The following is a 13,587-nucleotide window of genomic DNA, read 5'->3' as shown; positions in this document are numbered from 1 at the left end:
GCCGGCGGGCGTTGGGCCGCGCCGGCGCTGAGTGACGTTACTTGCCGCCTTTCACCGGGTAATCCGGCTTCTTGTCGTTGCCGGCGATATACGGGCTCCACGGCTGCGCGCGCACCGGCGCTTCGGTCTGCCACACCACGTTGAACTGGCCGTTGCCCTCGATCTCGCCGATCATCACCGGCTTGTGCAGGTGGTGGTTGGTCTGGTCCATGGTCAGCGTGAAGCCCGACGGCGCGGCGAAGGTTTGCCCGGCCATCGCCGCGCGCACCTTATCGACGTCGGTAGTACCGGCCTTTTCCACCGCCTGCGCCCACATGTGGAGGCCGACGTAGGTGGCCTCCATCGGATCGTTGGTGACCGCGGTGGCGTAATTCGGCAGGTTGTGCGCCTTGGCGTAGGCTTTCCACTGGCTGACAAACTGTTTGTTGGTCGGGTTATCCAGCGATTCGAAGTAGTTCCAGGCCGCCAGGTTGCCCACCAGCGGTTGGGTGTCGATGCCGCGCAGCTCTTCCTCGCCGACCGAGAAGGCGATCACCGGCACGTCGGTGGCCTTGACGCCCTGGTTGGCGAGTTCTTTGTAGAACGGCACGTTGGAGTCGCCGTTGATGGTGGAGATCACCGCGGTGTTGCCGCCGGCGGCAAACTTCTTGATGTTGGCGACGATGGTCTGGTAATCGCTGTAGCCGAACGGCGTGTAGACCTCTTCGATATCCTTGTCCTGCACGCCTTTGCTGTGCAGGAAGGCGCGCAGGATCTTGTTGGTGGTGCGCGGATAGACGTAATCGGTGCCCAGCAGGAAGAAACGTTTGGCGCCGCCGCCGTCCTCGCTCAGCAGGTATTCCACCGCCGGGATCGCCTGCTGGTTCGGCGCCGCGCCGGTATAGAACACGTTCGGCGACATCTCTTCGCCTTCGTATTGCACCGGGTAGAACAGCAGCCCATTCAGCTCCTCAAACACCGGTAACACCGACTTGCGCGACACCGAGGTCCAGCAGCCGAACACCGCCGCCACCTTGTCCTGGCTCAGCAGCTGGCGCGCCTTCTCGGCGAACAGCGGCCAGTTGGAGGCCGGATCCACCACCACCGGCTCCAGCTTTTTACCGAGCACCCCGCCTTTGGCGTTGATCTCGTCGATGGTCATCAGCGCCACATCCTTCAGCGGCGTTTCGGAAATCGCCATGGTGCCGGAGAGCGAACTCAGAATGCCGACCTTGATGGTATCGGCGGCCTGCGCGCTCCAGGCCAGGCCCAGGCCGACAGCGGCGGCGGACAGCGCAAAAGCTTTGATAAAACGACGACGTTGCATAGTTCAAACTCCTGATGTGTGTGAAATCAAAATCGTTGCGCCGAGCGCGCAGGCTGCTGGGCCCGCGCCTGGTGCAACATGTGCAGCGTTATTTTTCGTACCTCTGCCTTGCTGACGGCGATATGCTCGCCGAGCAGCGCTTGCGCCGCCCCGCTTTGCCGCTGCAGGATCGCCTGCAAAATGGCGGCGTGTTCGCGGTAGGTGGCGTCCACCCGCGCCTGCTGGGTGAAGTCCAGCCGGCGAATGATGCGGATCTTTTCGGTCAGCTCGCGGTGAATGCGCGCCATTTCGCCGTTGCCCGCCGCGGCCACCAACGCCTGATGAAACTGCTCATCGTGCTGCGACACCGCCTGGCCGTCCGCCAGGCGCGGCGCTTCGGTCCAAAAACGGTTCAGCGCCGCCAGCGCGGCCGGCGTTTCCCCGGCCGGCCATTCGCACAGCCGTTTCACCGCCTCTTGTTCCAGCACGATGCGCAGGTCGTACAGCTCTTCGAAGTAGGCGAAGTCGAACGGCCGAACCTGCCAGCCGCTGCGAAACAGCACCTCGACATAGCCTTCGCGCTCGAGCCGAAACAGCGCCTGACGCACCGGCGTGCGGCTGGCCGCCATGCGCTGCGCCACGTCGCTTTCGCTGAAGCGATCGCCCGGCAGCAGGCGAAATTCGAAGATGTCGGCCTTGAGCTGCAGATAAATGCGCTCCGCCAGTCCCTCCGGCCGCGCCTTGTGCTCCCCGTTGGTGATTTGCATCATCGCCTCTCCGTTCAGACCGCTTTTTCCAGCCACAGCAGGGCGTCGCCCGGCCCGACCGGCCGCCCCTGCCGGCAGCTGATACGTTTGACGATCCCGGCGCGCGGCGCGGTGACCGCCAATTCCATCTTCATCGCCTCGACCACGATCAGCGGCTGCCCGGCCGCCACCGCCTGCCCCGGCTCCACCAGGATCTTCCACACGCTGCCGTTCAGATCGGCGCTGACCAAATCGCCGTCGATCGCGTCTTCTTCAACCGGCGGCAACAGCTGCGCCTCGGCCTCGTCGTCATCGCTGCGCCAGCGCGCCACTTCGGCGCTGAACGCCTGCTGCTGGCGATGCTGGAAGTCGGCGATCGCCTCGGCGTTGTCGGCCAGGAAATCGGTGTAGGCAGCGAAGTCGAATTCGCTCTCTTCGATACGCACCTGCATGCGCCCTTCGCGGAACGCTTCGCGCTGCTCGTCCAGTTCTTGCTCGCTGACCGGGTAGAAGCGCACCTGATCGAAGAAGCGCAGCAGCCAGGGCTCACCGGCGGTGAACTGCGGGTTTTTGAGGAATTTGTTCCAGATCGGCAGCGTGCGCCCCACCAGCTGGTAACCGCCCGGCGAATCCATGCCGTAAATGCACATGTACATGCCGCCGATGCCGACCGTTCCTTCGGCGGTGTGGGTGCGCGCCGGGTTGTATTTGGAGCTCAGCAGGCGATGGCGCGGATCGAGCGGCACCGCGCAGGGTGCACCGAGGTAGACGTCCCCCAGCCCGAGGATCAGGTAGCTGGCGTCGAACAGAATGTCGCGCACCTGCTCGCGTTGGCTCAGACCGTTGATGCGCTGAATGAAATCGACGTTGTTCGGCAGCCAGGGCGCCGAGGCACGCACCGTCTGCTGATAGCGATCCACCGCGCCCAGCGTGGCCGAATCCTCGAACGCCATCGGCAGCCAAACGGTGCGCGTCGGCACCTTCAGGCGGCTGACGTCCCCCAGCGCCCGTTCGCGCGCCAGCAGGCGCTGCAGCAGATCGGCCTGGCTAATCTGCCGGCTGTCGTAGCGGATTTGCAGCGAACGCACGCCCGGCGCCAGCTCCGCCACGCCCGGTATCGCCTCCTGCCGCAGCGACTGCATCAGCAGATGAATGCGCAGCCGCAGCGCCAGATCGAGCACGTTTTCGCCGTACTCCATCAGGAGGTAACCGTCCCCCGCCTGGCGATACGCCACCGCCGGGCGCCCTTCCGCCGCCGGCAGCGCCGCCAGCACCGCAGCGGAAACGGTCTCCGCCGGAGCCAGATCCGGCGGCGGCAGGGTGATGGCCTTCACCGCCGCCAGCGCTTCGATGCTGCCCAACTGCGCCTGCTCCAGCGACTGCGCCTGGCGAAAGCCGATCGGATGGAACCGGATGCGGTCGCCCGGCTTCACCTGCCCCACTTTCCACAGCTCGGCCTTGGCGATGGTCACCGGGCAGACGAAGCCGCCGAGGCTGGGCCCGTCGCGGGTCAGGATCACCGGGAAGTCGCCGGTGAAATTGATCGCGCCGATGGCGTACTCGCAGTCGTGCACGTTGGAAGGATGCAAACCGGCTTCGCCGCCGTCCTCTCTCGCCCATTCGGGCTTCGGCCCCGCCAGGCGCACGCCGAGGCGGTTGGAGTTGTAATGCACCTGCCAGTCGGTAGCGAAGAAGGCCTCTATTGATTCAGCGGTGAAAAAGTCCGGCGCGCCGTGCGGACCGTACAGCACGCCGATGTGCCACTGATCGCCGTAGTGCGGGATCAGGCTGTCGTCCATCGCCTGTGGCGCGGCGATCGGCGCCGGCGTGGTGCAAGCAGCCAGCGTCGGTTGAGCGATCGCCAGCATGTCCGCCACGCGCAGGGTGCGCCCGGCGTGGCCGCCGAACTGGCCCAGCGCAAAGGTGGAGCGGCTGCCGAGATACACCGGCACATCAAAGCCGTTGCGTACCGCCAGATAGGTGCGGCAGCCGTGCGTGGCGCGCCCCAGCGTCAGCACCTGCCCGGTCCGCACCGCGATCGGCCGCCAGTAAGCGACCGCTTCGCCGTCCAGGTCGGCCGGGCAGCTGGCACCCGTCAGCGCGATGATGGCGTCGCAATGAAAGCGCAGCGTCGGCCCCTGCAGGGTAAACTCCAGCCCGGCGGCCGCCGGGTGGTTGCCGACGATGCGGTTGGCCAGCCGGAACGCGAAGTCGTCCATCGGGCCGGACGGCGGTACGCCGATGTCCCAATAGCCGAGGCGGCCGGGATAATCCTGCACGCTGCTGTAGGTGCCGGGTTGCAGCACTTCGAGGCAGTGCGGCTGGAAACGCACATCGTCCAGCAGGCGCGTCCAAACGTCGCCGCGCTGAAATTGCGGCGTGGCGATCACCTGTCGCAGATAATCGAGGTTGGTGGCGATACCGTGCAAACGGGTCGCCGCCAGCGCGACGCGCAGTTTTTCCAGCGCCTGCGCGCGGTCAGCGCCGTGCACGATCAGCTTGGCGATCATCGGATCGTAAAACGCCGAGACTTCGCTGCCGGTCGCCACCCACCCGTCGAGGCGCACGTCGGCGGGGAAATGCACTTCAGTCAGCACGCCGGGGCTGGGCTGGAAGTTTTTCAACGGATCTTCGGCGTAGAGGCGCACTTCGATCGCCGCGCCCTGCGGCGCGCGTTGCAGCGCCGCCCAATCCAGCGCGTCGCCCGCCGCCACCTGCAGCATGCCTTCGATCAGATCCAGGCCGGTGACCATCTCGGTGATCGGGTGCTCTACCTGTAAGCGGGTGTTCACTTCCAAGAAGTAAAACTCGTCGCGCGCGGCGTCGTAAATGAATTCCACGGTGCCGGCGCTGCGGTAATTCACCGATTCGCCCAGCGCCACCGCCGCCCGATGCAGCGCCTGGCGGGTTGCCGCCGGCAGGTGCGGCGCCGGGGTTTCTTCCACCACTTTTTGGTTGCGGCGCTGCAGCGAGCAATCGCGCTCGCCGAGCGCTACCACCCGCCCCTGGCCGTTACCGAAAATCTGCACCTCGACGTGGCGCGCGCGATCGACGAAGCGTTCGATAAAGGCGCCGGCGTCGCGGAAGAACTGTTCTCCCAGCCGTTTGACGCTGTCGTAGGCGTCGCGCAGCGCCGCCTCGTCGTCACAGCGCGTCAGGCCGATGCCGCCACCGCCGGCGGTGCTTTTCAGCATCACCGGGTAGCCGATGCGCGCGGCGGCGGTAACCGCCTGCTCAACGCTCTCCAGCAAGCCAGTGCCCGGCGTCATCGGCACTCCGGCCAACGCCGCCAGCTCGCGCGCTCGGTGCTTGAGGCCGAACTCGCGGATCTGCGCCGCCGTCGGGCCGATAAAGGCGATGCCCGCCGCCTCGCAGGCGTCGGCAAACTCGGCGCTCTCGGACAAAAAGCCGTAGCCGGGGTAGATCGCCTGCGCGCCGGTGGCCGCCGCCGCCGCGAGGATTTTGTCGATGCGCAGGTAGCTGTCGGCGGCCTTGTCGCCGCCGAGCGCCACTGCCCTGTCGGCCTCGGTGACGTGCGGCGCATTGCGGTCGGCGTCGGAATAGACCGCTACGCTGGTGACGCCCAGGCGTTTCAGGGTGCGAATGGCGCGGCAGGCGATCTCTCCGCGGTTAGCGATCAGTACGGTAGTAAACATGTTCATGCCCCCTTAACGCCGGCGAGATAGTCACGCCAGCCGCCAAACTCGGTAATATCCGTGGCGCCTTCCAGCGCCCAGGCTTCGCAGATAAACCCCTTCACCCGCCGGCCGTCCGCCAGCAGCAGCGTGCCGATGCCCAAGGGCGACGGGATCTCCGCCACAAACTCGCCGAAACGGGCCAGCGGGATGTCCCACAGCTCAACGCGGATCGCCGCCCCCTGCGCCACGCGCGCCAGACCCGGCTTCGGCGGCTCGGTATCGGCCAGCGCATACAGGCGATAGCAGGGGGCGGTGACGGTTTGCTCCACCCGCACCGCGTCGCGCTGCGTCAGCTGGGCGTTGAGCGGCATGCCGCTGAGGTGAGCGCCCACTACCGCCAGACGCACATGTCCCGCCGACGGCGCCGGCGCGGGCTGCGGCGGCAATGCTCGGCCGATAGCGCCGAGCGGCAAGGCGCATTGCCGTTGCCAGCGCAGGCCAAATGCCGCCAGCGCCCGGTCATGCCAGGCGGGCGCAATCAGGGTAATGCCCGCCGGCAACCCGTCTTCGCGCAGCGGTCCCGGCAGCGCCAGCGCGCTCAGATCGGCCAGGTTGGTGAAATTGGTGTAAGTGCCGAACTGCGAATTGAACAGCACCGGCTCCTGCGCCATCTCCGCCAGGGTGCGAATAGTGGGCGCGGTCGGCACCACCAGCGCGTCGAACGGCGCCAGCCGCTGGGCGATCTGCCGCGCTAATTCGGCACGCAGGTATTCCGCCTTGTAGGCGTCGCAGGCGCTGTAGCTCAGGCCGTTGCCGACGATGCCGCGCACCACCGGATCGATAGCCTGCGGGCTCGCTTCCAGCACCTGCTCAATCGCCACGGTGCGCTCCGCCACCCAGGGGCCGTAATACAGCTGCTCCGCCAGGGTGCGAAACGGCGCGAAATCGAGGGGTTCCAGCGTGGCGCCGCCCGCCTGCAGCTGCGCCAGCGCACGGTGAAACGCCCGCTCAGCCTGAGCGTCACCGAAAAACTCCAGCTGGGCGGGGATGGCGAAACGCGGCGCGGCGGGAATATCCGCCGGCGCGGTATGCGGATCGGGGCGGGAATACGGATCTGCCGCGTCAAAGCCGCTCGCCAGCTCCGCCACCTGCGCGGCATCGGCCACCGTCAGCGCGAAGACCGACACCGTATCGTTCAACCGGCAGGCCGGCACCACGCCGCGGTTGGACAGCCGCCCTTTGGTCGGCTTCAGCCCGACGATGTTGTTGAACCCAGCGGGCACGCGCCCCGAACCGGCGGTGTCGGTGCCCAGCGCGAACGGCACCAGGCCGCGCGCCACCACCGAGGCGGAGCCGGAGCTGGAACCGCCGCTGACGTAGCGGCTGTCGAAGCTGTTGACCACCGCGCCGTAAGGTGAGCGGGTGCCCACCAACCCGGTAGCGAACTGGTCGAGGTTGGTTTTACCGAGTGCGATCGCCCCGGCGGCGCGCAGATGGGCGACCACGGTGGCGTCCGCCGCGGCTTGATAGGTGAACGCCGGGCAGGCGGCGCTGGTCGGCCAGCCGCCGACGTCGATATTGTCTTTGATGGCAAAGGGCACGCCGAACAGCGGCAGGCGGCTGAGATCGCCGGCGACCGCTTCCAGCCGTTGCGCCAGCTGCCGATACTGCTGCTCGCGCTGCGCCGGCGTGGCGAGATACAGCCAGGCGTTATCGTCCGGGTTCAGCCCGGCGATCAGCGTTTCGATCGTCGCGCTGACGCAGGCGAGACGCTCGCCCGCCGGACGGGTTTGATAATGGTGCTGCCATTCACTGAGGGTAAAACCGCACGCTTCAACAGGGTCGCTCATCGGCTGAATTCCATCTGGTACACAAGATGGGATTCAACAGAGCAACCGGCGTGCCAATTTTTAATCTCATGATTTCAATAAATTATAATTAAAACTTATGACGACGAGGGTGAACGGCCTGCACCAGCGGCGCGCAGCGGGAGAACAAAAAGAGTGCAATGGCGGGATGACGAAGCGGAAAAACCGGGGCGACGACACTCGCCGCCCCGGGAGGCCGATGGAGATCAATACGCAATATGTTGCAGGCCAGGTTGCTACCAGTTTTCTAACGTGACCCTTCTCCAGGTATTGGCCGCCGTACAAACATAAAAGAATGCGGCGTCTGCCGACCATTGGCCGACTTTACCGGGGGCGGCGGCCGAAGCGGGGACGGCGACTCTGACACCTATGGGGTCTCCGTTCACGTTTGCTGAATCATAAATATTCAACACTTTTATGTGGCCAGAGGAGAATTGGTTATTCGGCCCACCAATAGGGTAAGCGCCGTTGCCGGCCGGGTAAATGCCATTATCCGCAACCGTTAACTGCTTAGTGTACAACCCGCTCCATTTGAATGAAGGTTGTCCTAAGGCGGTCGCGATATCCTTCTGCGGCGAAAAATCCGCGGGGGAGATGGATACGCCACTGCTGGTCGTATTGTTATTAGCGCCAAGCGTAAACTTAGGTGCAAAACTAATGAAAGAAGCCCCGTCCTGAGCCAGTCTTACGCCTGGTTCAAACCCCTGAAGGCTATTGCCTGGAGAAATGCCGCCAAAGTAATGGTAGTTGGTATTCCCCCCTCTGGCGGCATAGAACAGGTTATCGGATTCACCCTTGATGCCATGAAAAATGGCTGGATAAGCGCCATTGCTGGCCCTGTCCGCCAAGGACCACGGAAGCTGCCTCGGAGCCATATCGGCGATTGCCGCGTTGGCGAATCTTGCCGTATTGCTCATCATGTTATCAAACACAAATGCCGCCGCGATGCCGTTTACCGGCTCTGCCGCCACATTGTAAGTGGTATTACTCACGTTATAGAAACCGCCTCGACATTCAAAGGTGCTTCCATCACTCTGAAGAATGGTTTCACCTTCGCAAGTAAACTGCCCCAGGATGTTATTGGTGTTGGTTCGGGTGAGTTTAATCGCCGTAGCGCCGACGCCGCCGAACAGGTGGATATAACAGAAACCATTGTACCACCGCACCGTGTTGGCGTTTCCTCTCAGCTCCAGCCCCACGCCGGCATCCGTATTTGTGCCACCATCGCCCGGATTGCCGGAGACTTTGATCTGACATTGAATTTCGTGGAACCCCACGCCGTGGAAGGAGCTATCCCCGCCATTGCTCTCCATCAATATGTTGGACAGGCCGCGGTGGAACCGGCAAGAGTGAAAACTTACGAACTCGGTAAACGCACCGGCATAGCCATTCAACAGATGTAGGTTCACAAAAAATTTCATAATCAGCAGTCTTTCATGCCGCATGAAGCAGGAACCATTGATCCGATAGCCGGTGCCCGTATATAACGCACCCTTGGACGGCGTAATCGTCACGTCGCTGATATATCTGTTGGTATGGATCCCGGAACCGCCTTTCGACTCAAAACACGCATGATTATTAGACGTCGGTTTAAAGAAGAATGTCGTACTAATCCAATTTTCACCCTCTATCGCAATGCCTTTATCTCCGGTGTAGTTTTCCCCCCCTAAATTTAACGTATCCGTAATGTAATAGTTGCCAGCAGGAACATAGAGCTTCTTGTAGCCTTGATTAATCGCATAGGCGATAGCCTGTTTAAACGCCTGCGTATCATCCGTTCCAACGCCGGCTGTATCATTCCAATCGCCCTTCGCACCGAACATCTGAGGGGTAATGTGGTCCACGCCTTCATTCGGGAAGGAATATTGAATAAGTCGATTGCCCGTTACCCCAGCAATCGTAGAGAGAATCGGTTTAAAAGCGCAATCCCAGACGTTCTTGCCAATGAGGGTCGTTTCGTCAAATGCCCCGCCTAACTCCAGTGCCCGGGCAGGCGCAGCAAGCTTAATCACATTCCCTTCAATAATAGCGTTTTTCCCATTCAAAAAGCGGATATAACCAAAATCAGAGTCCGTTACCCGATTGCCGGAAAACACCGTGCGGTCGCCATAGAGCTTGATCCACACCTGGCTGCTGGTCCATCCGGAGTTGGTTATTTTGTTGCCGGTCATCACGCAGCTATTGGCGAACAGGGCGACCTTACAGTTATTGATAATATTGCCTGAAAGGGTCGCCTCCGTTGCGGCAATGCCATTGAAGGCCGACGCCGTGGAGGTACCACAGAAATTTAAAAAGTTATCTGCGATAACAGACTCCGCGACAGAAATATCGTTATTTCCGTGATAGTCGATGCCATTCTCAACGGTATCTTCAACGTGATTCCCAATAATTCGTGAATTATTCGTAGGAATTTTGGTGGGGTTATTTACTAAGGAATAGTCTATCTGAATGCCGAACCTTTCGATCGTTTTGATATAGTTATTAGAGATATTAATGTCACTGATTCCACCCAGTGCGATGCCATAGCTGGTATTAACAATATGGTTATTGGCAACGGTCAGGTTAGTGAATGAATGAGGCGTTCCGGTCACCTCGTTATTGAGCGTCACCCCGCCCCCTCTTTGCGTGTGCCCTGCCCCTGCCGGTTTCGCAGGCTTGTGCCCATCGTGAATATGATTGTTCACGATTAAGATGTCATAAGCCTCTCTGTTCACGCCCGTTTTCAGCAGGATCCCGTCGCCCTGGTGATTCGTCAGCTCGTTATTCTGGATCGTGATATGGCGGCCGCCACGAACCGCGATAGGTTCCTCTCCCAGATCTTTAAGTAAATTGTTCTCAAGAGTAACGGACGTACAGTCAGAAAGGCCTAAAGCATCAGTATGCATACTGATGACGCAATTCCTCACCGTGAAGTTTTCACAACGGGTGAAAGCCATGCCGGTACACGCGCGAGTGGCATACCACCAAATAGGATCTGCATCTTTCTGGGTCGCCTTTCTCGTGATCCTCAGATCTTCTACGATAAAATTCGACTGCTCAACGGTATTAAAAATGTTGATTTGAGGCGTATCGTCATCCAGGTGAATTTCACCACCGCCATAAACATGACAGTTGCTGGGGATCTGCAAAGGCTGCCAAGCCGTACCCAGCGTCAATCTATAAACATTCGCCATTCTGACCTGGCGTTTTTTTATCGATTTAGCGGCGTCGATAGCCACTTTAGCGAACATGGCGCTGACAGCCTCTCGATCATCGGCTAGGCCATCGCCTACGGCGCCGAACTGTTCAGGGGTATATTCAACGAATTCGCCGCCGTCATTGACCTGAGCGGCGGCTTTTCCTGCGTTGAACTGCGGATCTTCTTTTGACATTTGAGCCATTGAATTACTCCTCTGGATTTTACGTTTCAATCGACATTGAACGAACCCTGGAAAAGTAACCGGAGGGGCGGCCCGCCCACCATCGATGGCGGATGGCTGAGGGCCTGTACAACAACGGCGGGCGGGAGAGCGGCAATAAAAAAGGCGCAACCTTGCGATTGCGCCCGATGTTCGGTGAACGTTGCGTATTACTCGCCGCGAACGCGCTGCGCCAGCCCTTTGAGGAAGTAGCGCAGCATCTGATCGCCGCATGGGCGGTAGTTCTTGGTGCCTTCTTTGCGGAACAGCGCGCTCAGCTCCGGCTTGGAGATGCGGAAGTCCACCGCGGTGAAGATCTGGTGCATGTCGGTGTCTTTCAGCTCGAACGCCACGCGCAGCTTTTTCAGCACCAGGTTATTGGTGATCGGCAGTTCAACCGCCGGCGCCGGGAACTTATCGTCCTTACCGCGCTTGAAGAACACCAGGCCGTTGAGGAAGTGTGCCATCACTTCGTCCGGGCACTTCTCGTAGCCCGGCTCGCCTTCTTTGATCACGTAAGCGTCCATCGCCGACACCGCCACCTCGAAATCGTCCAGTTTGATAATCTCGACCATTTTGGCGTTGTTAATGCTCAGCATATAGCGCACGCTGCGCAGCACGTCGTTGTTCATCATGGGATTGCATTGCCTTTACTTGTCTAACGGGGACGTGCGCATTGTAAAAAAATGCCCCATACCCAAAATAATTGGAGTTGCATCGCGGCGGCAAATTTGTAAGCCCCCGGAGCATAGTTAACTATGTGACCGGAGCGCGCAAATGCAGCCAACAAAGAGGCAGCTCCAAGTATGACGGGTATGGCCGCACACCTTGAATGTGCGGCAGTATAGGGATCGGCAAGGGGTTTCTCAATCGATTTGGCTTTTTTGCTGATACAGCGGGATGTCTTCGCCGATGATGTACTTGTTGCGCAGCATCGATGAGACCTTGTCCATGATCATCACCACTACCACCAGGATCAGGGTGATGAACATCACCACGTCCCAGTTCCACAGCCGCATGTTCTCCGCGTACACCAGGCCGATGCCGCCGGCGCCGACGAAGCCCAGCACCGCCGCAGAACGGGTGTTGGATTCGATCTGGTACAGGCTGAGCGCCAGGAAGGTGGGGAACGATTGGGTGAAGATGCCGTAGCGGTGCTTCTGCAACCCGTTGGCGCCTACCGCCGTCAGGCCGCGGCTGGGGGACTTGTCCACCGCCTCGTGCCCTTCGGCGTACAGTTTGCCCAACAGACCGACGTCCTGCATCACGATAGCCAACACCCCGGCCAGCGGCCCCATGCCGACGGCGCGCACGAAGATCAGCCCCCAGATCGCCATGTCGATGCCGCGCAGCACGTCCAGCAAGCGGCGCACCAGCACGGAGATCGGCCGCAGCAACGGCGTCGACATCACGTTGCGCGCGGCGAAAAACGACAGCGGCAGCGCGATCAGCGACGCGGTGATGGTGCCGGCGAACACGATGGCGATGGTGATGCCAATCTGCTGGAAATAGTACATGAACGGCCAGTTGGCGAAGTCGTGCCAGACGAACATGCGCAGGAAATAACGCCCCAGCTGCTGGCAACCGTTGATAAACTGCGGCCAGGTAATGCCGAAGACCAGGAAGAAGAACACGTAGTACAGCACGATCGCCAGCGCGATCAGGCCGACGGTGCGCAGGTAGCGCCCCTGCTGCGCGAAGATCGCCGGATGCTGCTGTTTCAACTGGTGCAGCGTTTCCGCCGACGCCGGAGTGCCCGCTATCATTTTGTCCCCTCCACCACGCGCTTGCGCAGCTCGCCCGACACGTAGTCGAGCACGGAAACCACCACGATGATCAACAGCAGCGTCATGCTGACCTGATCGTAGCGGTCGAGTTTAATGTTGGTCATCAGCTCCTGGCCGATGCCGCCCGCCCCCACCAGCCCCAAAATGGTCGACTGACGGAAGTTGATCTCCAGCCGCATGAAGCTGTAGGAGAGAAACACCGGCTTCACCTGCGGCCACAGGCCGAAGCGCATGCGCTGCAGCGGTGTGGCACCACAGGCCGCCAGCCCGCGCACCGGTTTGTTGGAGGCGGTTTCGATCGATTCATAGAACAGCTTGGTCAGGCTGCCGATGGTGTGCAGCGCCAGCGCCAGGAAGCCGGGAATGGCGCCGATGCCGAACGCCATCACGAACATCACCGCCCACGCCAGCTCCGGCATGGTGCGCAAAAACGCCACCAGCGTGCGGATCGCCAGCCGCACCGAGGCCGGGGTATAGGTGTTGCCGGCCGCCAGAAACGCCAGCACGGTCGCCACCAATACCGAGAAAATGGTCGCCGCCAGCGCCAGCTGCAGGGTCTCCCAGATCAGCGGCAGCTGGATGTTCAGGCGGTAACCCCAGTAGGCCAGCGAGCCTTCGGTGCGCCCGTCGGCGAACAGCAGAGGCCAATGCAGCGTCGGAACGGTTTCGGCCAGGTAGTCGAAGAAGTGCGGAATAGACACCCAGACGGTGTGCAGGTTGAACTCGGCGAGGTTGCCGGCGCCCAGGTACAGCACCACCAACCCGAGCGACCACAGCAGCGCTTCGCGCTTTTGCTTGCTGCGGATCCGTTGGTAATAGTGTGCGAAATCGGTATTCAAAAGAGGTCTTCCATCTTTATGGAACA

General features: G+C 61.3%; 8 protein-coding genes. All 8 read right to left on the bottom strand.

Annotation, left to right across the window (positions count from 1 at the left end):
• Nucleotides 1-37 precede the first annotated feature (37 nt).
• Nucleotides 38-1,306, bottom strand: a complete 1,269-nt coding sequence (urtA, locus tag QDT79_RS11140; RefSeq protein WP_063991257.1) for an urea ABC transporter substrate-binding protein — start codon at nucleotides 1,304-1,306, stop codon at nucleotides 38-40.
• A gap of 26 nt (nucleotides 1,307-1,332) precedes the next feature.
• Nucleotides 1,333-2,052 carry a GntR family transcriptional regulator gene (locus tag QDT79_RS11135; RefSeq protein WP_038880441.1) on the bottom strand — a complete coding sequence of 240 codons (720 nt, stop codon included), beginning with the start codon at nucleotides 2,050-2,052 and terminating at the stop codon, nucleotides 1,333-1,335.
• A gap of 14 nt (nucleotides 2,053-2,066) precedes the next feature.
• A complete protein-coding gene (gene uca / locus QDT79_RS11130) occupies nucleotides 2,067-5,687 on the bottom strand; it encodes an urea carboxylase (protein ID WP_308316498.1) in 3,621 nt (1,206 codons plus the stop codon).
• 2 nt (nucleotides 5,688-5,689) lie between these two features.
• On the bottom strand, nucleotides 5,690-7,519 hold the full coding sequence (gene atzF, locus QDT79_RS11125) for an allophanate hydrolase (RefSeq protein WP_308316497.1): 1,830 nt from the start codon (nucleotides 7,517-7,519) through the stop codon (nucleotides 5,690-5,692).
• 254 nt (nucleotides 7,520-7,773) lie between these two features.
• Nucleotides 7,774-10,917 (bottom strand): right-handed parallel beta-helix repeat-containing protein, encoded by a 3,144-nt coding sequence (locus tag QDT79_RS11120; RefSeq protein WP_308316496.1) that lies wholly within the window; start codon nucleotides 10,915-10,917, stop codon nucleotides 7,774-7,776.
• 188 nt (nucleotides 10,918-11,105) lie between these two features.
• A complete protein-coding gene (locus tag QDT79_RS11115) occupies nucleotides 11,106-11,570 on the bottom strand; it encodes a YehS family protein (RefSeq protein ID WP_004939471.1) in 465 nt (154 codons plus the stop codon).
• Between the two features lie 231 nt (nucleotides 11,571-11,801).
• Complete coding sequence (gene phnE / locus QDT79_RS11110; protein WP_107227369.1) at nucleotides 11,802-12,701, bottom strand: phosphonate ABC transporter, permease protein PhnE; 900 nt, start codon at nucleotides 12,699-12,701, stop codon at nucleotides 11,802-11,804.
• The gene (gene phnE / locus QDT79_RS11105; protein WP_107227368.1) at nucleotides 12,698-13,561 is read right to left on the bottom strand and encodes a phosphonate ABC transporter, permease protein PhnE; all 864 of its coding nucleotides are present in this window, start codon (nucleotides 13,559-13,561) and stop codon (nucleotides 12,698-12,700) included. The genes phnE (QDT79_RS11110) and phnE (QDT79_RS11105) overlap by 4 nt, the downstream gene beginning before the upstream one ends.
• Nucleotides 13,562-13,587: the final 26 nt, after the last annotated feature.

Source organism: Serratia marcescens, from assembly GCF_029846115.1.
Taxonomy (GTDB): domain Bacteria; phylum Pseudomonadota; class Gammaproteobacteria; order Enterobacterales; family Enterobacteriaceae; genus Serratia; species Serratia marcescens_L.
Note: the sequence above shows the minus strand (reverse complement) of the source record. Positions and strands in the feature narration are given on the sequence as shown.

Bases quoted from the DNA above. Each gene is read 5' to 3' on its own strand.
- QDT79_RS11115 (WP_004939471.1), bottom strand. From the start codon at position 11,570: ATGATGAACAACGACGTGCTGCGCAGCGTGCGCTATATGCTGAGCATT.
- uca (WP_308316498.1), bottom strand. From the start codon at position 5,687: ATGTTTACTACCGTACTGATCGCTAACCGCGGAGAGATCGCCTGCCGC.
- phnE (WP_107227369.1), bottom strand. From the start codon at position 12,701: ATGATAGCGGGCACTCCGGCGTCGGCGGAAACGCTGCACCAGTTGAAA.
- atzF (WP_308316497.1), bottom strand. From the start codon at position 7,519: ATGAGCGACCCTGTTGAAGCGTGCGGTTTTACCCTCAGTGAATGGCAG.
- QDT79_RS11135 (WP_038880441.1), bottom strand. From the start codon at position 2,052: ATGCAAATCACCAACGGGGAGCACAAGGCGCGGCCGGAGGGACTGGCG.
- urtA (WP_063991257.1), bottom strand. From the start codon at position 1,306: ATGCAACGTCGTCGTTTTATCAAAGCTTTTGCGCTGTCCGCCGCCGCT.
- QDT79_RS11120 (WP_308316496.1), bottom strand. From the start codon at position 10,917: ATGGCTCAAATGTCAAAAGAAGATCCGCAGTTCAACGCAGGAAAAGCC.